This is a genomic window from Paenibacillus herberti (assembly GCF_002233675.1).
GTDB classification, from domain to species: Bacteria; Bacillota; Bacilli; order Paenibacillales; family Paenibacillaceae; genus Paenibacillus_O; species Paenibacillus_O herberti.
Map to the genome: position 1 here is coordinate 1644855 of NZ_NMUQ01000001.1, position 24917 is coordinate 1669771.

The following is a 24917-nucleotide window of genomic DNA, read 5'->3' on the forward strand; positions in this document are numbered from 1 at the left end:
TGGCATGGCTTTGCCTTTCCAAGCAGGGGTTCCACCTGCTAAGTTACTCAACCTAGGCTCGGTCGCTCTTACTACTTAGGTACCTATATAGAGCATTTGGAGTAAAATCAACGGATGAGCTACTATATATTGATTCTCCCCTAGAAGCGTTACCCATTAATAATGTGAAATTCACATGCCTATGAGGTCCGAAACACAACATGTGGTATTCAAGATTCAAAGTAAATCAAAATGTCGTACCTAAGTAGTAACTATCAAGGCAGACAGAGAAACGAAACGCGTTGTGCTTTGGACAAGTTCGCCAACTGCAGCAGCGTTTCTGGAATTTGAAGGAGACAGTTCGATTCAAATACTGGTTTTTCCAGTTCGTTAAAAAACAAAGCACGAAGACGACGTCTTCGTGCTTTGTTTTTTTATATGCGCCCGGTAGGCACGTTGGCTCGAACAGATGCAGCTCGCGTTTTCGGGGCTTACTGGATGAAGCCCGGCTTCGTGGATTAGCGCGCCGTCGGTCAGCTCGAATAGCTACAGTCAGCGAGCCTGGTTCTCCGGGTAAACCATGGCTTAGTAATTGACCCCCAGTGAAAACCCGCTTGATCTCCCGGTTTTCTGAGTGAAGCCCGACTCCCCGATCGGCGCACCGGTGGCGGCAGCCAAATCGAAGTTGGCGATTCTGGTTATCCGGCTGAAGCCCCGGTAATCGGGCGTCTGCGAAGACAGCCAACGTGAATCGGGAATACTAGAGACAATATGGAAGGTCGACAAATCATAGGGAAGCTAATGAACCAGTTGTAAACCGCGTTAGTAACGGGACTTGAGCAGTATTATTAAAACCTATTATTTTATATTTTTTTTGATTCTATTAACAACTTCAAGATAGTTCGTTTCGATACTTATGGGCTGTATATGAAAAGTGTTATGATCCATTATGATGTGATTTTCCATTTTTTCCATGCCTGCATTATCATAAATGAATAGTATATCATAATCTATTTCTTTAAATGACTTCCTGAGTTCTTCACCAACTTTAATTATTAGCTCATCCCCGAATGTTTCAAGGTTCATTCTTCCTTCAACATCCCACCATGAAGTATAGTCTATCCATTCCGAACCTTTAAAGATATCCTTTTTGGAGTTAGTTAGATTCATTTCGATACTATTTATTGGATAATGCTTGTTACTTTCTTTAAAACGCAATATTTCATTGAACATATCGTTCCAAATAGATTCAAACAAAATAGTATCTCTTATAAAGAATGAACTTCCTAGAAAACTAAATACTCTAGAGTAATCACTGCAAACTAAATATCCCATATTCAGCCTCCTAATGAAAACACCTTTTCAGTTTATTTAAACTCACTAGCGTTGCATAAACCTTCACTATAAAATAAATTGAATATTCAAACACACTATCGATGTCAACAAAACCAAAAGGTCGAACTCTCCTTAGAGGTAGCTCTGTCCATTTGGTAATTTATGTATATACGAAATGAGTTCCGACAAACCTGTTTTCTGGCTCTTGCGATTACGACGATTCGCTTCGTTTACGACCCGTTGACTTCCGACTCGGTGGACGATGGATTCGATTCAGCCAGTGCTCACTCGGTTTCCACAACAATACGTTTAGCCACCGGCTTAACTGCAGCAGAGAATGTGGCGTCTTCGTGTCCTGTTTCACCAGCACCAGCAGGCAAAAGGCAATCAGCCCGATCCAAATCTGGTTGTGCACAGCACGATCACTTGTTCCGTAAAACCGCTTGATTCGCAGATGCTGCTTCATCCATTTAAAGAACGTTTCTATCACCCAACGGCTCCGGTACATCGCCGAAATTTCATCGCTTGTCCGATCAAAATGATTCGTAACGAGAATCAGCTGATTTCCCTCTGAATCGGAAGTTTCAATCATGCGGAATTCATGTTTGGCTCGCTTTTGTGAGGAGCCGATCCGTACACGTTCGTCCATTGTCACCAAACTGCCAGTTGGGATCTCAAATGACTCGATCGGCTCAATAACAGCGTTGTTTTTCAGCCGTGTCACGAAATGAATCCCGCGCTCACTGTACGAGTCAAACGCCTTGTAGTCCACGTAACCGCGGTCAAACACATAAGTGACGCCTTCCTCATCGATGAGCGAGTCCATTTGGGTCCGGTCATTTTTCTTGGCGGGTGTAATCGTCGCGAATTCAGGAAGAACGTCGTCTTCGCCAACAAAAGCTAGACGCAGATGAAGCTTGATGCCCGCTTTCGTTTTGCGAAATTGCGCCCACTTATACGTCTGCAGACAAAGCGAAACCGTCGTAGAATCGATGATTTTGATCGCATGCCGGTCTCCAAGAGCCGTGTATTTCGATACGATCTTCTTGGCCAATTGCTCGAAAACATGCCGAAGCAGCTCCGGATCGACCCCATTGTTTTTCCGGCAAAGTTGGCTGGACGAGATGGACTCAAATCCGAGTTCGTGCTGGAAGGCTTGACTCAGCAAATCATCTGCAATGCTCCTAAGGCCCTCCCGCTGATGCAGTTGAGCGTGCAAAAACAGCTTGAGATATGCAGTCGTCGTGAGCTTTTTAACATACGCATCCTGGCGAGTTTCGGCGATTCGATCTGTGAACGTTTTCGTAAAAATGGGTGCAATCCATTTACCAAATGAAGAAAATAGGGTATCCTTATCCATGCGCTAATCCTTTCAGTGGATTATGGACAGGTACTACCTCCCATATCTATTGTAAAGGATTTTTTTGTGCATGTACGATGAGATAACTCAATATTTCGAAAGTTTCGAAAACATTTATGCAACGCTAGTGGGGTTAAATATTTCAATTAGCACATCCATGAGTTATCCTCCAACTTTTTCATGATTTAATATTCTCTGCGCCAATTTCTTATAACGTAATATTCACGAAATTCGTGGATTTACAGAATACAATTACAGACACTCTGGCTCTAATCGCAACACCACACAGCCTCACCCCAAATCCCTTTTCATCCCCAACCCCTCCACCTTACTCTCCGCCCCCCACAGAGCATAGCAATCACTTGCCTGCTTAAGCAGGTAAGCCCCATACTCCTCCGAGCCCGCCCGCTTGTAATACTCACCGGCGCGCTCATGAGCCAGCGCCTCATAGCGGATAAACCCGCTAGCTTTAGCTGCGCTAAGCGCCAAATCATAACAGCGGGCAGCTCTGCGCTCACCGCTTCGACGCTCGCTACCCCTGCGTCCACGCTCGCTCCCTCGGCGCTCACTCCCACTGCGTTCACGCTCGTGCCCACTGCCTCCACGCTCGCTACCCCGGCGCTCACCGCTTCGGCTCCCGCCCCATCCGCGCTCCGCATCTGCTGCTTTCATCAGCCACAGATGCTGCGAGAACACGGCTGGATTGGCCTTCGCCCAATCCACTACCATCCTCTTACCGCGTCTCATAAGCCGACGAGCTTGCAGCTTACCTCCCACACCTAGCCCCTCATACCGATCGCTAAGTATTAGATAAGAGAAAAGCACATACTCCTCCATAAACAGCGAGCCCGCAAGCGAGCCGATCACAGCCTGCACATCCATGACCGCTCCTTGAGCGAGCTCCAGCTCCCCCCGGTGATACAACAGCTTCATCCGATAAATATGATAAATAGCGATGCCGGAACGATACTGGCTCGCCCTCAATCTTTCCAAATAATCGGCTTCACGGAAGCCCACTCCGTCAAACGAGTTAGGATCGGGCAGCTTGCCTGCCAGATTCAGATAGTACTGTCGAGCCAGCTCAGCTGTATCGAGCGAAGCTTTATACTGGTTTTGCCGGATTTGACTTATGCTTGCCTCTATATCTCGAATAAGCTCAGGGAGAGTCATCGACGGATGCCATAAATTGCGGTAATAAGCCGCATGGGACTGATACATGGGATCTCCGGCCTGCTGGCTGGAGAACATCGCTCGCTGGAACCAATCCTGCAAAGTATCCCAAGGCTGCTTCCACCCGTGGCTGAACAAGGAATAAAGCGTTAGCACCGGTCCGCGCCACTGAACATCGTTGAACTTCTCGTTAATCCGCACACCTAACTGTCCATATGTATAAGCCTGCTCCTTGTTGCCAATACCCGAGAGCAACATGGAATATCCAATGAAGGCAAAGGAGGACTCAGTCGCGACACCGTGCTGAAGGGTAAGGCCGACCTTTTTTAATGCAAGCAAGCCGAACAGCTCCGCCTGCCCAGATATAAATGCGGAAGGAAACATATTGATCAACAAACGCATTTTCAGCAGCACCGTAGCATCTCGCATGATCGGTCCGGACAATAGCTCATCGGTGGTTTTACCACGTAGCTTTAACTTCGTCTTAATGAGATCCCTCATAACATGCAGCTTTGTCGGCTTGTCGGGAAGCGACACACCTAACAGTTGGAGTCCTACCCGGCCTGCCTCCATAGACTCGGGCAGCATCCCTAGATACATATAGTAGGAAGCCTGCATCGCACGAATTTCTGCTGCCGCGTAGGGGCTTGCTGCCTCACAAAGCAATTCCCTACAAGCATCCTCAGCCTCCTGAACCCGCCAAGTTAAATAGCCGCATTCGGCATATAACCGATTAACGAGCGGACGCAGCCACGCCGTCTGAGTCAAGCCAGATGCGGGAAGCAGCGGACGGATTCGGTCCAGCAGCAGAAAGGCCGTGTCATATCCGTGAGCTTGTTTGGCTTTGTGAGCTGCCCGGACGACTAACAGAATCGCATTCATCCGCTCATTCGCATCCGCAAGCGCGTACAGGCCATAGTTGAGATGAATAGCAAGACTGACCAGACTATCTTCGAAAGGCTCGTTGTCCAGCCGCGTCATGAGCTGTTGAGCCAGACGCAAATGGTTAATGTCAGCCTCGTCCTCGCTCAATCGCTCATAAAAAGCCGTCTGCAGACGATCGTGGCGGAATCGATACAGCAGCTTGGATAGGAGCTGCATCGATTCAGCGTCCCCCTCCAGCAGTTCTGCCCCATATTGCATGAGCTCACGAGTTGTCTCGCAAGCGCTAATCAGTTCTTCCTCAAGCGCGATTTCGAGCGCCTCTAGCAACTCTTTTCCACTCCATCTGCCTGTCTGCAACAGCAGCTCGTAATCGAACTCACGGCCAATGATTGAGGCTAAAGACAGGACATCTGATACCCGAGACGTTAAGCGGTGAAGCTTGCCAGCCAAAAAATGTTCCACATCCCCGCTCTCCGCAAACTCATCAAGCGACTCTTCTATCCACCGCCACTTATTCAGCAGAGGGTCAAAATAGAGACCGCCGCTGCGATTCAGCTCAGCCAACAGCTGATGAACAAAAAAGGCATTGCCCTGCGTGCTGACGATTAGCGCTGCTGCTAATCTCTCCCGTTCGGCTGCGCTCATCGGTAAGCTATCACCGATTAACGCCGCAACATCGATCTGTTCCAGCGGTTCCAAGCGAATGTCGAATGTACGCGGAGTGGCCGACAATCGTGCCAACCCTGCTGCAAAGCTTGATTCAAGCTGCTCTTCCCGGTATGCCAGCAACACTAAAAGACGAGATGACTGCTCCGCTGAAGCCAGCTTTTCCAACAATAACAAGCTCGGAGAATCCGCCCATTGCAGATCATCCAGAAAGAGAACTACAGGCGGCCCATCCGCCGTTAAAGCCGTAATGAAACGGACGAATATGGAGTAGAATCGATTGGACTCCTCCGTTGGATTAAGCGGTTCAACAGCCGGCTGCACTCCGATTAACTGCTCCAGTTCTGGGATGAGTGCCGTGATGAGAGCACCGCTGCCTTGTAAACTTTCCAATAACGCTGGCGCAGCTTCCTTGAGCTGCAAGTTTCCAGAACCGCCCATCATCCGTACGAACCATCCGCGGAAGGCATTCGCAATCGCTAGATAAGGCAGATCACGATGGTTAGAATCGAATTTCCCCTCCAGAAAATAGCCGCCCGGCCAACTATAAACGGCGGACTTGAGCTCGTTGATGAGCGCCGTTTTGCCACACCCTGCTGTTCCGTGAATGAGGCCGAACATGGGAGATCCTACAGCACTGCTTCGCAAAGCAGCCTGGAGCAGATCCAGCTCCTCCTGTCGTCCGAACAGCCGCTGCGAAATGCGGAATTGGCCCCGCAGCTCCGCTTGGCCTGGCTTGCCATAGGTCCGTCCTTCGTAAGCTTGAATCAGATCAGCCTTGATGCCTAGAGCGCTCTGATAGCGATCTTCGGGATCTTTGGCGAGCAGCTTCATTATGACATCAGACAAAAAGGGCGAGATCGCCCCTCCCGTGACATTGAAAGGTGAATCCGGCTCTTTGGTCAGGACACAATGAATCTGTTCCGCCAGTCCCTGCTCTCGATAAGTTGGCATTCCAGTCAGCCATTCATATAGAAAAACGCCGAACGAGTAGTAATCAGATCGATGATCGATTCTGCGATTCAGACGTCCCGTTTGCTCCGGGGAGCGATAAGGAAAACTTCCTTGAGGCTGATCCTCGCTGCTAAATGGGGGCTCTTTGCCTGTTATTTTGGCCGCAAGGCTCAGATCGATCAACTGGATGTGGTTCTGTTGCCGATTCCAGAGCAGATTGGATGGTCTGAAGTCCCTGTGGACAATATTTACCTCATGCAATTCGCTTAACAGATCGCAAATCATAAGGGATAACTTCAATTTTGTACCGAGCGGAAGCTTGTCACTTTGTATAACTCTATCAAGAGAATCTCCGCCTGCGTCTTCCAAAACGAGCTTATAGGAGCCCTCCGCCGACTCAAAAGATATCGGGCGTGCCGCCCAGGTAAACTCCTTGCTCAGCGCTTCATGCAGCAAATATTCCTGTTTCAGCCGGATTACATCAAGGGAATTGCCCGCCCATGGCTGAAATTTTTTGACGATAATCGGTCGCCCCGTTACACCCTGGAGGCCGCGGTACACGATCGTTCGAGAAGAGGAAGTTATGATTTCGTTCAGCACACAACCCCCTTGCGCGAGCATCAACGCTTACCCCATGAACCAGAGGTTCCGGGTACGATCTCGGGATCAAATTTGCATATATAGGCAGCTGCAAGCCACATGATCCAGCAGTTGACGCCGAAGAAAAGATAACCGAAGTAACCAAGGATCGGCATTTCCGAGAAGAGGTGGATTTTGTCCAGGTAAGGAACCGAGTACTTCCAGAAGTTAGGATTCGTGATGGTTTCGGAATTAAAATAACCGCTGCCGAAGTTCCATAACTCCCAGAACAAGCCGTTTAATAGCGTAGCGATTGCGATAAGGAGAATCGGTGTCCAATTGCCGTTGCGAAGAGGAGTAAAAGGAGTCCATAATCCCGCAATTCCCATAGCCGCCGACAGCAGCGGCACTAGGGCGACCCATAACACCCAGAATAGCTGGGATGGAAAATACCCCATGCCAAAAGCCAGAATAACGCCAGCTCCATAAAACAGCAGCAGCATTTGGCGTGATAACTTCAGCTTCGGCCCGTTGGCGTAACGTTTGCGCAAAGCGGGAAAAGTGAGGAGCAACGTGTACCATTCAAAAATCGCCGGCAGAACGGTTGTATAAGACAGGGAAAACCAGAACACATTGCCGAAGTCGGATAAAATCGTATTGTTGGGATAATACCAATTCGCTAGTACAAAAAAGTTGAGATATTCAAAAACAAACCAGCTGAAGCAGGAAACGATAGCAACAATTTGCATCAAATGCGGCTTTTTGGCCACGATGGAATTGCCTCCGCTTCGCTTGTAAACGACGCCGTCCAGCAGAAGAATGAATGACCACCACAGCGGTACAAAACTAAATGCATTAAGCAGCGGCAAAGCGGGGATGCGCACCCACATCAACAGCCAGCTTATGACCAGTACAGGCAAGCTCCACCAGAACCAGACCGGATAACCGCTAGGTGCTGCTGCCGTTCGATCATCGATCCCATGCTCAGCAGTCGCAGCTGAAAAATTGGAAGCATCCGTTGCGCTCCGAGGCATGTCACTGACACTAACTGCAGAACCCGAGCCTGGCGCAGTCACGCCAGAACCACCTTCATCTACCGCATGCTCTGCGCCACTACGGAAGCCGAACCAGCGAGGTACGAGCAGGAATAACATAATCAGCAGCGCCACAGCGCATGCAAAAATGAAAAATCCGGGGCTGAAGCCTGGCGGTTCTACCGTTTTTTGTGCCGGAAAGCTACCATAACCGGGCGGTAACTTACCCCAGCGAACAATACTGCCGATTAGCGGCAGGACAAAAATTAAAAATGAAGTTCCAATTAGAATGGCTGGTTTTGATAGAGTCTTTTTCATTTAAATCCCCCTTCGGTTTTGTGAATTGATGTTCGAACCTGAGAGTCAATCTCTGGGCTGTAATCTACTTTTCTATATGTATTTATTTTGAAAAATCAACACTACTATCGTCGAACTTCTATTGGTATTATTTTACCTTTTCGACCTAATTCTTTCAATAAAACTCTTACTCATAGCAAAAAGCCCGGAAGCGCAGTGCCTGATACTCAGACAAAGCGCTTCCGGGCTTTACTATACGATTTAAAATGCGAATCCAATTCCGCCCTCTCCAGCATGAGTTCCCATGACCGGACCCATGCAGGACAGATATACCTCGTGGAACGGATGTTTTTCCAAAATGCGCTCCTTGACCTCAAGCGCCAACTTCTCGTTATTGCTGTGCACGATGGCAATTGCCGCATTCTCATAATCATGCTGTTTCTCATCCAGCTTGGCGATCAGGCTGTTAACCGCCTTACGGAAGCCACGCGTTTTCTCCACGACTTCAATCGTGCCCTCTTCGTTGATGCGAAGCAGCAGCTTGATGTTCAATACGGAGGCAACGCCTCCAGCCAGACGGTTCAGACGGCCGCCCTTGATTATATTTTCAAGCGTTTCCAGTGTAAAATATGCTCTCGTGTCGTCAATAAGCTGCTGGAGCTTCGTTGTCAGCTCTTCAAGGCTTGTACAACTTTCCGACCACTTGGCAGCAGTCGATACGATCAGCGACAATCCGCCGGAAAACGTTTTGGAGTCCAGCACTTCGATCTTGCCGTCAAAGCCCTCATCAAGGAGCATATCACGGGCAATTATCGCAGATTGATAGGTGCTGCTTACATTAGCCGACATGCAGATGACTAACAAGTCGCTCCCGGGCTCTGCTCTCTTATAAGCTTCCAGAAATTGAGATGGATTAGGACTAGATGTTGTTGGCAGTTTATCAAAAGTTTTTAGTTTGTAGTAGAAGTCTTCAATGCTCGATTCCTGGGGCAAAGGGCCGTCGGAAAACAGAACCGGAAGCGGAATCACTTCGATGCCGTATTGAGCCTGGATATGTTTAGGGATGTCAGAACCGCTATCTGTAAAAATCTTGATCGGCATAAGAGGGCTCCTTTCGTTCAAGCCATTATACCGAGAAACAGACCTAGTCAGTAGTAACATTTATAACTTGTCAAAATCGAATATATGTGTTAACAAGTGCGCTGCGGACAAAAATATGTCACATAATGACGCGGGTGCTTATCGGGCGTCCAGCTCTATACCGCGGACTTTGGAGAACACCATCGTATCCTCTAGCTCTCCTTGTGTGTTGCGGCAACTCTGGCGCAAGATGCCTTCCAGGGTGAAGTCGCAACGACGGGCGACATTGGCGCTCGGCGTATTAAGGCTGTCGCAACGGATCTCGATCCGGTTCGCGGCCAGCTGAGTTGCAGCAAATTCGGTAATGGCGTGGACTGCTTCCGTTATATAACCTTTCCCGGCTTCGCTCGTACGCACCCAATATCCAATCTCAAAGCTGCGGTTGTCCCAGTTGATCCGATGCAGACCGCTGCTGCCGATCAATCTTCCCGAATGCTTGTCTGTGAGCATTAGCCGTAGGTTGGAGCGTTCCTGAAAAGCAAGTGACGCTTGACGAATGTTTATCTCGGATTGCTCCTCAGTAGGAGCGCTTTGCGCCCACGGCATCCACGGCTTCAATTGATCCAAACTTTCCACTATCGCTTCATTCACTGCCGGGCCGTCACCGAAGCGTGGAGCTCGAATCAGTAGGCGGCTGCTCTCAAACGAATCATCAAAATCAATCATAACCGGATTAATCTCGCTCATCCTATCGACCTCCAAGAAAGAATGTTCCCATCATAACTGATCTTGGAAGTTTCGGCTATATAAGTTTGAACCTGGGAATATAACGGCGAAGCTCGCTGCGCGAACCAATCCTTCTTCCGATTGCTGGCGGAGTTCCATTATGATTTAATCTCCTTTATAATTATTCATATTAAATAACTTATTCGACATAAAGAGATTGGAGTGTTCATCATGGGATTAAAACAGAAGTTTACTCTCGTCATCAGACGTGTGCGAGGCATCATGCAATTAGGCAGAAGAGGTTATTCATTTCGCGATGCTCCATCGATCCGAGGCAAGGTGTATGTTAATCATTTTGGCGAGCTGATCATTGGCAAAAGATTCTCTATGGTGGGCAGGCCCTGGCATAGCCAGCTTACGGTCGATAAGGGAGCCAAGCTTGAGTTCGGCTCCAATGTGTTCATCAACGCAGGCTGCGGCATCGCCGCCACAAAATCAATCAGGATTGGCAACGATGTGCGCATCGGTCCCAGGACAAGCATCATGGATAGCGACTACCACCGGCTGGATGCGGATACGAATTATAGCGACCTGTCCAAGCCGGTCACAATCGGCAACAATGTATGGATCGGCACCCGCTGCACCATTCTCGCCGGGGTGACGATTGGCGACGGCGCGGTCATCGCCGCTGGCAGTACGGTTATTCGCGATATTCCCGCGAATACAGTTGCTGGCGGAACGCCAGCTAAGGTTATCCGCCAGTTGAATATTCCAGAAGGCTGGGTTAGAGGCTGACTTGCGGTCGTTTCTGGGCAGCTGAATAGCTGGACAGCTAGCTAGCCGGTGGAACGCTGCTGTTCCGTTTTTATTTTGAGCAGAATACAAAGAGAGAAGAAGTGTGCCGAAAAAATGGGAGAAGACTGAGCTTGACTCAGTTTTCTCCCATCTTTTCTGTAAAAGCTACTATTGAATCGTTCCCAACACTAACTAACTAAACTACTCCTCACCCATCAGCCTGACCATTCATGCGCTAACGGAACTCAGAGAGCTTATTTCCCATCAAACACGGGTTCATGCTAGTTAACGGAACTGAGACGCGTTATTCGGGTCAGGGATGATAATATCCCCAAGATAATGCCGAAATAGCGTCTCTCAGTTCCGTTACGCCTCGAAATCCTTCGATTTTCCCGAAATAAGGCTTCTCAGTTCCGTTACGTAATATAGAAGGGCGTCCCATGCCTCGGCCCGCGCATCTCATTTACCCATCGATTAAATCGCTTCCTGTTTTTTCATAATGTACGTTGACAATAACATAAACACGATCACATAGGCAGCTAATATAAGGGCGCCATTCCAGTCTATTGCCGTTCCACCAACCAGATTCCAAGCACCATGCCCCAATTGGTAGGTCGGTGTGAATTCAGCAATTGTTTGCATTGTACTAGACATAGAAGCTGACGGAAACCAAAGACCACCCAAAATTGAAAGCCCCATGTATACCATTAGCGCAAGAACCTGGACCGCATCAGCATTTTTGATTGAACCAAGCAACGTGCCTAACGCCATGAACGAGAATCCGCCAATCCAGATCCAAAGCCCACTTTCTATCCAAATTGTAGAAGATAAATGAATTCCCTTACCAAATCCGCCAATAATGAACATCAATAAAACAATAGCTAAGTTAATCAAGCCTTGCGCCACCACTTTAGAAAGGATATATGATCCAGGAGGGAGCGGTGTAATTTTCAGCATGCGGATCCAGCCTTGTGAACGCTCTCTAGAAATTCTTTGAGCAAACGAAGTTAAACCTGCACCTACCACACCGTATACCGTCATCGACATTAGATAATAAGTAGCCCAATCCGTACCATTTATTTTCGCACCACTATCCATTGTACTGGTAAAAAGAAAAAAGAAGGCAACCGGCATAACCACCGAGAAAAAAACAAACCGTTTATTCCGTATCGTCCTCAAAAGCTCCGCTTTACACTGGGCTATTGTCGCATTAAGTTTTGTATTCACCCTAAACCGCTCCTTTTAATTCATTTGTATTTTGAACGAGTGCTTGGAAGGCATCTTCCAGACCACCGCTTTTAATTTCAATATCACACATGTCGATATTCTTTTCTATTAGAGCAACTATCAATCGATCCGTATCACTGCTTGCAAGCTTAACTCTGCGTCCACTCCACTCCACGTTCGCAACTCCCGGGACAGCTTGCAACGTTTCTGTTGTAACAGATGCTCCAGCTGTAAACGAGATGACGCGCCCTGTTGTTCCAGCTTTAATCTCACTCGGCGTACCATCTGCCACTAGCTTCCCGTTATTGATGACGACAATGCGATCGGCTACATTGTCCGCTTCATCTAAGTAATGGGTCGTTAATACAACCGTCCGACCTCTCCCAGCCATTGTCCGAATCGTTTCCCAAAAAAGCTGACGCGAAGTAATATCCATCCCCACCGTAGGCTCATCAAGAAAAATAATTTCTGGATCTCCTGCAACTGCTAATGCGAATCCTAACCTGCGCTGCTGCCCACCCGATAACGATATCGCCATTTTATTCATCTCTGTTTCCAATCCCGAGATATGGAGCAGTTGCTCCAGCGAAAGTGGATTGGAATAATAATTACGAAATAAATTAATCGTCTCCGCAACCTTCAGATTATCGATTACACTTACATCCTGCAGCATCGCGCCAATTCGATTGCGCACTTTAATATCACGCGGATCTTCTCCGAGCAACTTGACCTTCCCGCTTGTCGGAAGCTGCAAACCAAGAATCATCGATATAGTTGTTGTCTTTCCTGCTCCATTGGGACCAAGCAGCGCCACTACTGTTCCACTTTCCACATTCAGTGACAAATCATCAACTGCCTTTTTTCCTTTATATTCCTTTGTTACATGTTCCAATTGAATGGCTAATTTTTTCATAAATTTCATTCCTCCTACGATTTTGTGCTCTTCTTTTGTCTATACACATCTTACGGAACCGATCGTATGTTTATAACTGGCTTCCACCACGCTCTACTGCGCGTTAGCTTAATATGAAATTTATTTTTTACGTAGTAACTCTGCCTCTTGTATACTTTCTTTTAGCCAGATAGGAGCCATTGGACTATCCAGTATTTCATCAGTTGTCATCCAGTACACAGCATCAACTTCATCTGGACTCTTAACATAAGGTTCACCCTTGTCAAACTCGCAAAGGAAAACAATATCAATAACTTCACTACCATTGTCTAAAATAAACGAGGTGTTTCTAACAAAATCCGAGGCTAGAAAGCCCCCGGCTTCAGCCGTGGGATGAATAGACTCCAAGACGAGAGGGAGGTTTCACCCTACCTTAATCGTCTTGCCTTTTTTGATTCTATTTGCTGCAGTAAATAAAGTAAACGGATACAATAGAATTATGGAAAACGGATGTAGAACAACAAAACGAGCTGATTCACTACCACCTTTGCTATGGACGCGTTTCTCGCAGCGAACATAACCGAATGAAACCATGAAGCGTTCTGTCGAAGGTCAAAAACCAAGGGGGTGAACAACGTGCAACCTATAACGATTCAGATTCGCATTTATCCGAGCGATCCTGCTCTGCTGATACAAATGGGTAACGAGTATATCAACACCGTCAATCGCTTAACCGAACAAGCCGAATGGCAAGGTTCATTCCCTAAGCTGACTTCCAAGACAGTACAAGCAAATCTGCCATCCGCGATTAAGAATCAGCTTATTCGTGATGCGAAGAGCATCTACCAGAAATCCAAAAAGGACATTGATGGTCATAGTCGAACAGCCTAGTCAGCTAGATGCTCTGGACTAGGATGGGCGAATGAACTCGCCCTTAACTTAGCCGCTGGACAAAACGGAAACGGCCTGCGTCCGTAAACGAGCTAAGAATCCCACGGATTCATCCGTGTGGAGGTTCAATCCCACCTCTTCAAAGAGTTCTCTTTTGAGGGTTCTTTCTAATATATCTTTGGTGTTCCCCTCATTTTCAACTGTACCTCCAACAAGAGAAAGAAGTCCCCCAGCATGCCCCTCTTTCATACTGCGTCCAATTATTAGCCACTTATCTTCTTGAAAAACAGCTCCTTCTACATTTACGTAAAACATTTGTTGGACCACCTTATTTTCCGTTTTATAGTCAACTTCGCTTAGAAAGATGGCATATCCTTCTTTACTTACCTGCACGTTAGCTTAATGAGGTCACGATAGTCTAGCAGCCTCATTTAAGATAGTCGGTAACTCTGGAGATGCTGGAGCCAATAAAAAAGCGAACACCAGAGTTAGAGATGGAGTTCGACCCCTTATCAGATTAGATTCTATTTACGTTAGCGGAATAAAGGATTTATCTTGGTAGTTGTAGAATTTACTAGCGCTATGTGAACCGAGGGAAGAACTTATGTTCTCTTTCTATTATATACCAGCCTTTTTAGTAATTCATGAAACATAAAAAGGAGTTGGAATGTATGAAGCTTAGGCAAGGCACACCGGAAGAAGCAGGGCTGTCCTCGAAAAAGATTTTTCGCATGGAGAAAATGGTAGAAGAATGGGCGAATAATAAAGTATCTCAAGCTTTTATCATCGTCGTAGCTCGTAAGGGTATTATCGTTAGCCATCAAGCTTACGGTGCCGCATCCCCAGGCGTAGAAGCGGCTCCACTATCGAGGAATACGATTTTCCCGCTCGCGTCGATTTCAAAACCGATTACGGCTACAGCGGCCATGATATAAGTGTCATAGCGAAAAATTATCCATCCAGTCAACTGTGTCATGTTTGCGGATTCCGCAATCCCGAAGTCAAACAGCTGGGCATACGGGAATGGAGCTGTTCCGATTGTGGCACACAGCATGACCGTGATCATAATGCTAGTTTGAACATCTTGAACGAAGGACTTCGTTTGCTTGTTGGGTGACGCCAACTGAACTGCGGGAACCGCAGGGATCGCTTGCTAATAAAGGGAAGGGTTGCTTCTCTGTTCGCAAGAATCCCCCACCTCCACAGGTGGCGGGAGTGTTCAATCAATAATGCCGTTATAGCTGCAATTGAGGATTGAGGCTGCATTATTAACGGATAAGCCTCGTTGCCTGTAAAGTAGAGGGTAGTCAAATTAAAGAGGTGGGTTATGTCGAGACATTACTGTCCGCTATACAGAGAAGAAATTCCAGTAGGACTGTGTGTAGAAGTAATCTTTGAAACTCAAGGTTTAAAAAAGAAAGAAGAATTAATTACCATCTCGAAGTGGATTACAAAAACAAGTATTCAAGAAGTTACGTTGTACTGTCAGCGATGCCCAAGACATGAACCATTCCATCCTTTGTAGAGAAAACGATAACAACCAAAAATCCGCTCCTGCTACCAGGAACGGATTACGGCTGCGCTTTCTTCCGAAGAATACTAATGTTTGTCCAAGCTTTTCTCGCCTATGGCGAACACCGAGTAACCGAGAAAACTTGACCGACCTTGGAATACTTCCCGGTATGCCCCGAACAATCGAGCTTGATCCGCCCCGTCTATCTTCTCGGAAGGTGAGGGATTCCATGGCTCGCGGGCCGCAGGGAAGCCTAGCTCCGCTACATCAATATTCCACGGAGCCTCTTTAATCATTAACTTATAATACTCAAGATCAACAAACGATTACCCTTGTTGTTAACTATCTCCAATTTCCTTACCGTCCTTATCATAGTATTTATATCTAAATTCATACTGTTCATCCTTTGATGCAGGTAAGTCGATCCAAGTGACAGACTTCTCATTGACATCAAACTCCTGTTGTATCACTTGTTCATTTACATTTAATTCCATTTTAGAAATATCATTATCTTGATTTGTTACTATCATAAAATCCATTAATTCAGCTCCATTGTTCAACTCATTAATTGGGAATGTAGCAAATGATTGATTGAGACTTTTCGCTGCTTTATTCCATTCATAATTACCCTTTTGATTTTTATTAAATTGAATATAAGCAGGACTATTATTAGATAAAAATCCTACCACCCTTAAATCATAGATATCTTTTATCTCTAAAATCTCAATAAATTCGTTTTCGTAATCCTTAATTGAAGTTATAACTTCTTTTATGGATTCTTCATCATTTCCATATAGTTTTTTTGGCTTGTCTAAATAAAAAAATGTGAACAATGCAATCAATACTATGATAAATGAAATGTAAAGTTTCTTCTTTAACAACATAAGCCTGAATCCCCCTCTGGAGCTGATGCAAATTAATTTAATTTTAGCAAAAAGCTCTAAATATAGTACACGTCTATCATACGTTGTTTTCCGTCGAACTTGAATCGGTAATGAGCCAAACCTTCTGAATTCGCATAACAACCAAAAATCCGTTCCTGCTACCAGGAACGGATTACGGCTGCGCTTTCCTCCGAAGGATAATAATGTTTGTCCGAGCTGTTCTCGCCTATGGCGAACACCGAGTAGCCGAGAAAGCTAGACCGACCATGGAATACTTCCTGGTAGGCCCCGAACAATCGAGCTTGCTCCGCCCCATCCACTTTCTCGGAAGGTGAAGGATTCCATGGCTCGCGGGCCGCATACTCTCGAGCAGGGAAACCTAGCTCCGCAAAGTAAAACGGCTTGTCCCAAAGCTCTGCCATCTCTTCTAGCTCTGCGACAACGTCCTGCTCTCTTGCATTAATCTCTGTCCGGCGCAGCGCTGCGGCAAGCTCATCAACCGTATTCACAGGGCGATCCGTTAACTCAAAATAAGCCGCCACCGAAATGAAATCAACCTCTCCCCATAGCGGGTTATCCCGCTTGCGTTGGAATTCCACCCGGCTGTCCTCATCCCAAGAGGCCGTATACCACCAATTAGTTTTATACGTGATGAGTCCGCTATAACTCCTGCGCGCTTCTTTCAGCAGCCTGATCCATTCCTCACTGTTGTCCTCCATATGAACCAGGTTAGAAGCAATGATAACGGCCTCCACCCCCATCGGCTCTGCAAGCTCACTTAGCAGAGGTTGCAGTACTTTGACGCTCCAATTTTGGAAAAAAGCTACCCCATCCCCCGGCGCCCACTTCGTCTCCACTTCGCTGCCCTCAGCAATCCACGGATATGGCTCCAACAGGACGCGTAAACCGCGTGCATGAAGCTTCGGAATGAGCTCCTTCGCTTTTTCCAGACTGGCTGAATCAAGCTCGAAGTCGCTCGCCGTCAGATCCCCTATGTTCACAGCTACTGGAACGTTGACCGCATTCAGCGACAACTGTTTAGCATCTGCTAAAGCTTGCTCAATGGTGTAGTCCGTGGACAAATTGCCAGAGCGGATCTCTCCTTGAAGCAGCGAACGGCGCTCCGGTTCCCTGTCTGTAGCCCGTTCATTGCCGCTCCACCATACAATGGCGGAAGCGACAACGATTAGGCAGACCGCTTTGAGCGCGGTCCGTTGGAAGTTGGACATGCGGCCTGCCATTAGGCAACCCTCCATTATCTTTTGCGGTATTTTCTCCAAATGAATACGATACCGAGCAGCAGCATTAGTAACATCGTGCCAAGCAGCACGGCGAATAGTTTGACTTGCCCGGAGCTCAGATTAACTCTCTCCGCAACCGAGTAGCTGTCATCCTCCGCAAAATAATGATGCAACGCTTTTTCCCAGCGGTCAACTAAAGTTGCATTGCCGACCAGCCCGGAGCCGTAGCTGCGCTCTTCCACGTATTTCTCTGCTTGAGCTAGACTCTCGGCATTGGGGGCAGTCACGGCCAAAATTCCGGCCCCATCGCCCGCTGGCGATGAAATCAATTGCACCGATGCCAAGCGGCTGGCGAATTCCGGCAGCAACCTCCTTTTTTCATTACCGACGAATCGCTCAAAAGTTGAATCATAACCGAACCAGAGCTCGCTGCTGAGCGAACGCAACAGTTGACTGTCCTGCGCCGTGCTGGCAGCGATCAGATTGAGCCCTTCCAGCTCAGCCGCTCCCCATGCCTTGTCAGTGCGCACCTGAAGCGAAGCGCTGTTGTCCGTAAGGAAGGAACCGAGCCGAGCAGCCATACGCGCCTGCAAGCTGAAGTCTTGGTTCGCAGATGGCGCAGGTACGACGAATGCAGCTTCATTCCAGCGACCGTTTTTGACAAAAGGCCAAGGATAATGCTCCAGCAGCAACGCCCGCTCATCCTCTGCCGGCAGGCTGATCGTAGAATCAGGCTCGATGTACGCCCAAGGCGTCTGTTCGCCGGGACGAGCGCAGTTGTAGTCGGTCATTTGCAGGTCAAAAACCACGCTCATCGCCAGGTAGCCGGATTGTGCGGCTTGGCTTGGAATTGGAACTTCCCACACATCCGAATCGGCTGTGCTGGCATCAAGCTTTTTGCTGCCGGCTGGAATTCCGTTCACATACAAGGTAGCAAGAGACCCGCTGAAATTCAGATTTTTCGCATATTTCAGTTTAAAATTCGCTTTTGCACCCGGCAGTACAAGCTTGTTGGAAGGCAGCTTCAAGTCGAAATTCGCTTGCTGGCGAAAAGGGCCTTCGACCTTGAGTCCTTGCGGGAACCCGACCTGATTCAACGTCCAGCGCTCCCGAGTTGCATCCTCTGTCGCACGGTTCACATTCGTACCGGACGGTAAAAGAGCCTCGCTGCCTACAAGCTGGCTCACCAGCTCTGGATTCTGGAGCAGACGAGCGGCCCCATCTAGCGAGGCGTCATCACTGCCGCTGACGATGCCCATGAGCAGCTTGCCCCCCTTCAGCGGCGACAACGCCCGGAACAACACCGGACCTTGCTCCAACTGAGCCATCATCTCGGAGGGAGCCGCCTTGCGCAGCTCCTCTGGCATGGCGGCAGCAGGACCGACGTAGATCAGATGATCCCCGCGTCTTGCTCCGCTCGACACCTCGCTGTAAGTGCCCATATGCAGGCCGCTGAGCCCTTCGGCAGCCGAGACGCCAAGCGCAGCGGCAGTTTGCAATGCGGCCGCAACAACTTCATTGGACGGCATATCCGGCAAAATAATTGAGGTTCCTTTGCCCGTAATATCTCCAGCGTCCGGAACGAATGGGTAAGGGAATTGGCGAAGCTCAAGAGTCGGCTTTTCGCTGTCATATTGCACTTCGAAGTAAGAACCTTTACGAACCAGCAACCAGTTCTCATCGGAACGATCATCGGCGCATAATCCGATCTCGCCCTGCGGATACCCTAGCGAAATTCTCACTTCATTGCTGCCCGCCAGGAGATCCCTTGCCGGAATGGCCAGGTCCAGCTTGCTGCCGGACTCGCCTACCCGAGACAGCTTCATCGAGTGGAGCGGTTTGCCGTTAACCTCGATCGTCAGCGCCGATGCTTGGGAGAGACTGCTTGCGCGCAGCTCCAGATGGAGCTTGCCAGAGCGCAGCTGCCAATGCTCACCTAGCGTAAAAAATGCCGATTGAGCCGCATAGTACCCTTGCAGCTTCACATCCTGGCTGTAGGGAAGCCGGATGCTCTGACCTGCCTTCCCCGTGGACGGCGGCTCTGCAGCTTCAGCTGGCGTTGCCGAAGGCTGCTTAACCGAAGCTGCCGATCCAACGGGCTGCTGCAAGGCAGACGCGACAGCGGCTGGCACAGCGATGCCCAAGCTGACTCCAAGCAGCATTAACGCCAATGTGGCGGAAATCCATTTTTTCATAACATCCTCCTCAGAACCGTTCCGTCTTGTACCATCTTGCTTCCCGTCGGAGAATGGCATCGCGGATAAATTGGTAAAACCCGTTGACGGCAACGATCAGCCACAGCTGGCAATAGGTGAAATACATAATCGCGACCAGCCCGATATTACGAGGCCGACTTTGGCCCTTTTCCATGCTGAGAGCAATCGCCATTTCCAGCACAAACACGAGGAAAGCCATCATCCAGAGCAACACGGTGTTGCCGGCGATGTTGTACTCGATCAGTCCGAGGATGCCGAGAATGAAGATCGCGTCGGAGAGCACCGCCGAGCTTAGAAACAGGAAATAAACTGAGCAGAAATAGATCAAATCAAAGCGGATATACTTGGATTCGCGAGAAAAGAGCAGTCGGATATTTTTCAGCAGTACATAAACGTTGCCCTTAACCCAGCGGCTGCGCTGCTTCATCCACACGGGAATTGTCTCCGGCTCTTGCTCCCAGGTGACCGACAGAGGCATGTACTGGATCTTATAGCCAAAACGGTAAATCCGGAAGCTGATCTCGGTATCCTCGGCAATCGCCCGTGTATCCCATCCTCCCATACGCTCGATCAGGCTGCGACGCACGACAAAGTTTGTCCCCGGTATCGTGCACAGCCCGAACAGCTGCCAGCGGCCGGCCTGTACCATCCATTGAAAGCCCAGCGTCTCAATGTTAATGAATTGTGTGAGCCAGTTTTTGCTGCTGTTGCGGGTGCGGAACTTGCCGATGACAGCTCCAAGACGGTCGTTGCGACATAATGTATGGACCAAAATTTTCAGCGCGGAGCGCTCCGGTGTATTGTCAGCGTCATAAACGGCCAAAATTTCACCTTTGCTGATTGCATAACCGTTGTTGAGCGCCCCGGACTTGCCTTTGCCGCCTGTGACGGCGTCGGTCGTCAGGACACGAAGATTGATTTCCGGGCGGCTGCGCTGCAGCTCGGCCAGGATCTCGCCTGTACCGTCGCTGGAATTGTCGTTGATGACGATAATTTCCAGCTTGTCCGAGGGATAATCAAGCTGCATGATGGCGCTGACGGTTTGCCCGATTACTTTTTCCTCGTTGTGAGCAGGAATTAGCACGGATACCGATGGATACTCCTCCAACGGCTCTTCCACTCTCATGGTCAATGTTTTCAGATAATACCTGTAGCCGCCAAAAGTCAGTACAATATTGATCAGCAGCATGAGCCAAATACAGATCATGCAGTATAAAAATAAGTAGTCCACGAGGCCAAGCTGCTGCTCCATCGGTTCACCTCATATGTTTTCTGCGATTGATTTGGCGACCGACGACAAAAGCCGCGACGAAAAAGCTTACAACAAGAACGGATATGACAAACAATACCGACATCGTCATCTTGATGCCTTTGTTGACGACGGTCAGGCCGTCGTCGGACGCCCCATTGGGCTGCTCCGGCTGCGGGGCGGGTTGCTCTGCGGCAGGCGGAGGCTGCCAAACAGCAGGAACGCCGTTGAGGCTGAACTCGCCTTGCTGCCGAAAAAGTTGCTGGCCGTCCCATGACGTTGAGCTGTCGGAATAAGCCGGATCAGCGAAGGCCGCGCCAGCTCGCAGCTCCGCCTCCACCGCCTGCTGGAACGCTTCCAGAGGAAGGGAAGCATCAACTGCCGACACCCGCGAAGAAGCTGCAGGAAGCAGGCTGCCGCCGATTGTGCCCGCCTCCTCGGCCAGCGGCACATAACTGCCTCTCCACCTTGCGCCAGACTCCGTATCACGCGAATAAGCTTTCCACTCGGAATTCTCGACGAATAGGTCGCTAAGCTTCAATACCTCGTTCCAGTCCGCATCGAACAGCAGATCAGGCGGGCCGGATAATCCGGCGGGATAAACACCTTGCTGCACATAGGAGACCCAGGCTCGTCCGGTGAGTTGCTCCGGCTCTGTCGTGTCCGTAACACCGCTCACCTCGAACCCTGACTCGAACGCCTCCCACTCATCAGGCGCGTTCCAGCCGCCAAGCGTGCCAAGCAGCGCCGCCCCTCCATATCCTTGAAGCTCCCGGAGCGCCTCGAAGTAGCCGGTCATTGATTTCATCTCTGTATTAACAAAAATCGGCCGCAGTTCCATCCAGAACGGGAATCCGCGATCTCTCAGCCACTCGCCTTTACGGAGAAGCTCCTCTTGGTCAAGAAAAGGACTGATCCCGGTCAGGATTAAATAAGCTGGAGCTACCTTCCCTGAAGTGTCCAGCATGTTGCTCAACTGCTCGGCTGCGCCGGCAAGGCCGCCTTCCGAAGACAGGAGCTCCAGCCGCTGGCCGCTCTCTTCCACGCCCGCTGCTAACTCCTTCACAAAAGGCTCCTCTTCTTCACCTGCCACAACGACCAACTCCGCTTCGCGCAGCTGTTGCTCGCTCTGGTCGCCGCCTCGTACCAAGCTTACCGACTGATACGTGCCGCGCAGCATCCGATAAAGCTCCATCAGCCGCTCCCGGCCTTCTTGGCTATGCCATTCCTTGCCGTAAACGAGCAGCGCTGAGCTGCCGCCATCCTGGCTCTTGGAAGCCGCGTCTCCAGCAACGGAGCCGGGACCAGATTTGCCGCCGGATTCATTCGAACTGTTCGAGATCGCGCCGCTGGCGACCGGGCCGGGGCCAGCATTACTGCCGGATCCCGGCGAGGCTGCATCAGGCTTGATGACGGAATAGGCGGCTGCCGGGGCAACCGTCACCAGCAGCAAACCGCTGAGCAGGATGCCGATGGCAGCTAAGCGCGTCACAGCTTTAAACATCGAATTCCATATCCTTTTCGGCAGCTCGTCTGAGCGACAGAGCATCCGGATTTTCCTCCGGGTCATAGGCGGTTATACCGATGCGCATATCCAGCCTCACTGTCACCACTTTAGCCGCCCGTTGCAAATCGTATTCATAAATATTTTCCTTAATCCGGTTCTTGACCACATGAGCGCCGTCCGGATTGCCGAGCAGCAGCAAGGCAAACGTGCGGCCGTCTTCAAGGATGTAGCCGGAATCCTCATTGCGGGTGCTCTCTCCGAGCCGCTTGCCGATCCAGGCGACAACATCCTTCATCGCTTCATTGCCGACAATGCCGCGAATATCGTCATAGTAATCCAGACGCACGAGCATCACGCTGAGCGGGAGTTCGTATCTTTTCGAAAGACTGATATACTGCCCCAGCACCGCATAGAAAACGCGCGCATTTTCCAGTCCTGTATTCTCGTCGATCGTGACATAGTCGGAATAGCGTTCTCGCATCCGCAAGTTCTCCTTCTGGATTGTGCGGATCAGATTGCCGATAAAAGCCGTTATGACCGCGATTAAAGGCAGCAGCACCAGCCAGTAATAAACATGTGACTCTATGCCTTCGCCCAGCATAACGCTGCCGTACATGACATAGCTGCCATAGAAAAAAATACAGACGGCCGAGGCGCAAAGCGCAATCATCAAGCCGGTCAAATACGAAAGAACAGCGATCGCAAACATCGCGCTCAGCAGCAAAGTATTTTCCAAATAGTTATCCTTCGGGAGAAGGACGAACCAGTTGACCACCCCATAGGTCAGGATGGCAAGGACGATGATCCAGATGTCGAGCTTTTTGACTTCCACGGTTGATTCCCTGCCTTCCTGCGGAGCTTGAGCTTAAGATTGAGACTATTCAACGCATATACAACCATGATCCCGAACATTAGATCAAAACAGACATCATACAGAAATAAATGTTTAGCCAAATCAGCATCGCCTGCACCGAGAAAGGAGACACCAAGCTGTGATAGGCCAATCAAGCCGGGCAGCGCCAGCGCCTCCAGTCGGAAGCGGTCACCCGTTCTGCCCCCCCGCCAGGCAGCCACGTAATGATAAACAAGTCCACCATAAAAGATGAAATAGAACAGCACGATAAAGCGGAAGCTGCCAGGGAATAAATGGGGCTTGATGCTGCTCCAGAAGGAGAAATAGCTCGTTTTGGCCCCGAACTCCTTACCGACGCTTTGCTCGTAATTGCCCATCGCCTGCGGACGAATATAATAAGCTTGGCTTGCCGCCTGATTGAGCTTTTGGAGCGCCCGGTCAGCATGCAGCACATAATAACGCATAATCGAGAGGTAGCCGAACTTCGAATAGAACTCCTCTTGCATTAGCTCGGACTCCACTGGCTCTAACTTGTATTTGTCATAGTAGGTCGTGCCCGCCAGCACGGAAAATTTCGGGTCGAGCCCAAGCTCCTCCAGATCTCGCTCCGGATTTAGCGAGCCCTCCAAAATGCCGCGCGTGACAGCATGGTATTGGTTGATATGCTTGATATCATCCGTCATGAGCACATACGTCAGGATGCTTACAAGCGCAATTACAACCGAGCCGCCGAGCGCCAGCCGGCGCATGCGCACCGGACGATAGAGAAAAGCTAACCGGACGCCAAGCAGCGCCAGCAGCAGTCCGGATGGAGCATTTTGCTGCTTCGCAGCCGCAAACAACGAAGCTGCCACAACCCAGGTCACAAGCAGCCGGACAGACCCCTTCTCCAGATCAGGCAAGCGCATCAGCAGCGCCATCGTCAGCAACAACGCCACATAGGAAGCCGGCTCCCCATAAAAGGAATTGAAGTACGCGATGTAGCCCGAATCGGCAAAAAATACAATGGCCAGCGCTGCTGCGCCGCAAGCAGCCAGCGCCGGCATACGCTCCGCCGCCTGCCGGACAATTAGATAGATGGCCGCCAGGAACATCAGCGTGTAGATAACAGCCAAAACTCGCAGGTCGAACCGATTGTCTCCTGTAAACAGCAGATCAAGTCCGATTGCGCCACGGATAAAAAGAGACAAGGATGAGATGAACGTCGCGCCGGCTTCGTATGGATATTCTCGTATGCCATACTCGCGATTGAAGTAGCCGAAATGGCGATCCTCATACGTATCATTCAAATAGTACAAGCCCGGATTGTGAATTTCGCGGAAAAAGTCTCCATTGTCTGCCATTCCGAGGTATGGCTTCACGAATAACGCCACGATGACGACAAGCGCCGCAGCTAACACAGCCACGGCCGCGATAATTGATGCGGGCTTTACATTGTTTTTCAAACGGCCATGCAATCCATGCTCCTCCCGACTCTTTTGAAATTGCGTCAATAAGTCACTTAATTCCGTACCCTATATTAACGCGAGTGCACCACATTTGGATCATTCATTATCTATCTCAGCACAAAACAGGTCTTCCGGA

Annotated in this window: 20 protein-coding genes and 2 pseudogenes; 4 read left to right on the forward strand and 18 right to left on the reverse strand. The window is 49.4% G+C overall.

Annotated elements, in window-relative coordinates; translation table 11 throughout:
- Window positions 1-837: 837 nt before the first annotated feature.
- The 6 genes from CGZ75_RS07550 to CGZ75_RS07575 all read right to left on the reverse strand — a co-directional run bounded on the left by CGZ75_RS07550 (window position 838) and on the right by CGZ75_RS07575 (window position 10086).
- Window positions 838-1314 (reverse strand): hypothetical protein, encoded by a 477-nt coding sequence (locus CGZ75_RS07550; protein ID WP_089523603.1) that lies wholly within the window; start codon window positions 1312-1314, stop codon window positions 838-840.
- A 211-nt stretch (window positions 1315-1525) separates the two neighbouring features.
- Window positions 1526-2674 (reverse strand): IS4 family transposase, encoded by a 1149-nt coding sequence (locus CGZ75_RS07555; protein WP_089522625.1) that lies wholly within the window; start codon window positions 2672-2674, stop codon window positions 1526-1528.
- Window positions 2675-2965: 291 nt separating this feature from the next.
- On the reverse strand, window positions 2966-6949 hold the full coding sequence (locus CGZ75_RS07560; RefSeq protein WP_176444718.1) for an ATP-binding protein: 3984 nt from the start codon (window positions 6947-6949) through the stop codon (window positions 2966-2968).
- Between the two features lie 20 nt (window positions 6950-6969).
- Window positions 6970-8280 (reverse strand): small-conductance mechanosensitive channel, encoded by a 1311-nt coding sequence (locus CGZ75_RS07565; protein ID WP_089523605.1) that lies wholly within the window; start codon window positions 8278-8280, stop codon window positions 6970-6972.
- Between the two features lie 240 nt (window positions 8281-8520).
- Window positions 8521-9360, reverse strand: coding sequence for a DegV family protein (locus CGZ75_RS07570; RefSeq protein ID WP_176444719.1), 840 nt, complete (start codon window positions 9358-9360; stop codon window positions 8521-8523).
- 138 nt (window positions 9361-9498) lie between these two features.
- The gene (locus CGZ75_RS07575; RefSeq protein ID WP_089523607.1) at window positions 9499-10086 is read right to left on the reverse strand and encodes a GNAT family N-acetyltransferase; all 588 of its coding nucleotides are present in this window, start codon (window positions 10084-10086) and stop codon (window positions 9499-9501) included.
- A 210-nt stretch (window positions 10087-10296) separates the two neighbouring features.
- Between CGZ75_RS07575 and CGZ75_RS07580 the strand changes: the two genes are divergently transcribed.
- Window positions 10297-10860, forward strand: coding sequence for an acyltransferase (locus tag CGZ75_RS07580; protein WP_089523608.1), 564 nt, complete (start codon window positions 10297-10299; stop codon window positions 10858-10860).
- Between the two features lie 474 nt (window positions 10861-11334).
- On the opposite strand, the gene CGZ75_RS07585 is transcribed toward CGZ75_RS07580, so the two are convergent.
- From CGZ75_RS07585 to CGZ75_RS07595, 3 genes are all read right to left on the reverse strand, one after another.
- Window positions 11335-12087, reverse strand: coding sequence for an ABC transporter permease (locus CGZ75_RS07585; protein WP_089523609.1), 753 nt, complete (start codon window positions 12085-12087; stop codon window positions 11335-11337).
- 1 nt (window position 12088) lies between these two features.
- A complete protein-coding gene (locus tag CGZ75_RS07590) occupies window positions 12089-13000 on the reverse strand; it encodes an ABC transporter ATP-binding protein (RefSeq protein WP_089523610.1) in 912 nt (303 codons plus the stop codon).
- Between the two features lie 120 nt (window positions 13001-13120).
- Entirely contained in the window at window positions 13121-13387 is a 267-nt protein-coding gene (locus CGZ75_RS07595; protein WP_245850740.1) for a DNA mismatch repair protein MutT, read from the reverse strand.
- A gap of 228 nt (window positions 13388-13615) precedes the next feature.
- Here CGZ75_RS07595 and CGZ75_RS07600 point away from each other — a divergent pair, with 228 nt between their 5' ends.
- Window positions 13616-13870, forward strand: a complete 255-nt coding sequence (locus tag CGZ75_RS07600; RefSeq protein WP_089523611.1) for a hypothetical protein — start codon at window positions 13616-13618, stop codon at window positions 13868-13870.
- Window positions 13871-13990: 120 nt separating this feature from the next.
- Here the strand turns inward: CGZ75_RS07600 and CGZ75_RS07605 are convergent.
- Window positions 13991-14185 (reverse strand): annotated as a pseudogene (locus CGZ75_RS07605) (NUDIX hydrolase); the annotation flags it as partial.
- A 356-nt stretch (window positions 14186-14541) separates the two neighbouring features.
- Between CGZ75_RS07605 and CGZ75_RS07610 the strand changes: the two are divergent.
- Together CGZ75_RS07610 and CGZ75_RS25745 are read left to right on the forward strand one after the other, a co-directional pair.
- A complete protein-coding gene (locus CGZ75_RS07610; RefSeq protein WP_089523612.1) occupies window positions 14542-14805 on the forward strand; it encodes a serine hydrolase in 264 nt (87 codons plus the stop codon).
- A 14-nt stretch (window positions 14806-14819) separates the two neighbouring features.
- A pseudogene (locus tag CGZ75_RS25745) lies at window positions 14820-14987 on the forward strand (zinc ribbon domain-containing protein); the annotation flags it as partial.
- A gap of 482 nt (window positions 14988-15469) precedes the next feature.
- Here CGZ75_RS25745 and CGZ75_RS07620 read toward each other — a convergent pair.
- The 8 genes from CGZ75_RS07620 to wsfD form a co-directional block, all read right to left on the reverse strand.
- Window positions 15470-15679, reverse strand: coding sequence for a hypothetical protein (locus CGZ75_RS07620; protein WP_089523613.1), 210 nt, complete (start codon window positions 15677-15679; stop codon window positions 15470-15472).
- A 42-nt stretch (window positions 15680-15721) separates the two neighbouring features.
- Complete coding sequence (locus tag CGZ75_RS07625) at window positions 15722-16267, reverse strand: hypothetical protein (protein ID WP_089523614.1); 546 nt, start codon at window positions 16265-16267, stop codon at window positions 15722-15724.
- A gap of 158 nt (window positions 16268-16425) precedes the next feature.
- Window positions 16426-17508 carry a glycoside hydrolase family 113 gene (locus CGZ75_RS07630; RefSeq protein ID WP_089523615.1) on the reverse strand — a complete coding sequence of 361 codons (1083 nt, stop codon included), beginning with the start codon at window positions 17506-17508 and terminating at the stop codon, window positions 16426-16428.
- 14 nt (window positions 17509-17522) lie between these two features.
- The gene (locus CGZ75_RS07635) at window positions 17523-19703 is read right to left on the reverse strand and encodes a cellulose biosynthesis cyclic di-GMP-binding regulatory protein BcsB (protein ID WP_176444721.1); all 2181 of its coding nucleotides are present in this window, start codon (window positions 19701-19703) and stop codon (window positions 17523-17525) included.
- A gap of 10 nt (window positions 19704-19713) precedes the next feature.
- On the reverse strand, window positions 19714-20976 hold the full coding sequence (locus tag CGZ75_RS07640; RefSeq protein WP_089523617.1) for a glycosyltransferase family 2 protein: 1263 nt from the start codon (window positions 20974-20976) through the stop codon (window positions 19714-19716).
- Between the two features lie 4 nt (window positions 20977-20980).
- The gene (locus tag CGZ75_RS07645) at window positions 20981-22477 is read right to left on the reverse strand and encodes a hypothetical protein (protein WP_089523618.1); all 1497 of its coding nucleotides are present in this window, start codon (window positions 22475-22477) and stop codon (window positions 20981-20983) included.
- Entirely contained in the window at window positions 22470-23312 is an 843-nt protein-coding gene (locus CGZ75_RS07650; RefSeq protein ID WP_089523619.1) for a GGDEF domain-containing protein, read from the reverse strand. The genes CGZ75_RS07645 and CGZ75_RS07650 overlap by 8 nt, the downstream gene beginning before the upstream one ends.
- Window positions 23264-24790: a glycan biosynthesis hexose transferase WsfD gene (wsfD, locus tag CGZ75_RS07655; RefSeq protein ID WP_089523620.1), complete on the reverse strand. Its 1527-nt coding sequence runs from the start codon at window positions 24788-24790 to the stop codon at window positions 23264-23266. The genes CGZ75_RS07650 and wsfD overlap by 49 nt, the downstream gene beginning before the upstream one ends.
- Window positions 24791-24917: the final 127 nt, after the last annotated feature.

What these genes read in the sequence shown, in the direction of transcription:
- CGZ75_RS07550 (WP_089523603.1), bottom strand. Translation starts at nt 1,314, where the DNA reads ATGGGATATTTAGTTTGCAGTGATTACTCTAGAGTATTTAGTTTTCTA.
- CGZ75_RS07555 (WP_089522625.1), bottom strand. Translation starts at nt 2,674, where the DNA reads ATGGATAAGGATACCCTATTTTCTTCATTTGGTAAATGGATTGCACCC.
- CGZ75_RS07565 (WP_089523605.1), bottom strand. Translation starts at nt 8,280, where the DNA reads ATGAAAAAGACTCTATCAAAACCAGCCATTCTAATTGGAACTTCATTT.
- CGZ75_RS07570 (WP_176444719.1), bottom strand. Translation starts at nt 9,360, where the DNA reads ATGCCGATCAAGATTTTTACAGATAGCGGTTCTGACATCCCTAAACAT.
- CGZ75_RS07575 (WP_089523607.1), bottom strand. Translation starts at nt 10,086, where the DNA reads ATGAGCGAGATTAATCCGGTTATGATTGATTTTGATGATTCGTTTGAG.
- CGZ75_RS07580 (WP_089523608.1), top strand. Translation starts at nt 10,297, where the DNA reads ATGGGATTAAAACAGAAGTTTACTCTCGTCATCAGACGTGTGCGAGGC.
- CGZ75_RS07590 (WP_089523610.1), bottom strand. Translation starts at nt 13,000, where the DNA reads ATGAAAAAATTAGCCATTCAATTGGAACATGTAACAAAGGAATATAAA.
- CGZ75_RS07610 (WP_089523612.1), top strand. Translation starts at nt 14,542, where the DNA reads ATGAAGCTTAGGCAAGGCACACCGGAAGAAGCAGGGCTGTCCTCGAAA.
- CGZ75_RS07620 (WP_089523613.1), bottom strand. Translation starts at nt 15,679, where the DNA reads ATGATTAAAGAGGCTCCGTGGAATATTGATGTAGCGGAGCTAGGCTTC.
- CGZ75_RS07625 (WP_089523614.1), bottom strand. Translation starts at nt 16,267, where the DNA reads ATGTTGTTAAAGAAGAAACTTTACATTTCATTTATCATAGTATTGATT.
- CGZ75_RS07630 (WP_089523615.1), bottom strand. Translation starts at nt 17,508, where the DNA reads ATGGCAGGCCGCATGTCCAACTTCCAACGGACCGCGCTCAAAGCGGTC.
- CGZ75_RS07635 (WP_176444721.1), bottom strand. Translation starts at nt 19,703, where the DNA reads ATGAAAAAATGGATTTCCGCCACATTGGCGTTAATGCTGCTTGGAGTC.
- CGZ75_RS07640 (WP_089523617.1), bottom strand. Translation starts at nt 20,976, where the DNA reads ATGGAGCAGCAGCTTGGCCTCGTGGACTACTTATTTTTATACTGCATG.
- CGZ75_RS07645 (WP_089523618.1), bottom strand. Translation starts at nt 22,477, where the DNA reads ATGTTTAAAGCTGTGACGCGCTTAGCTGCCATCGGCATCCTGCTCAGC.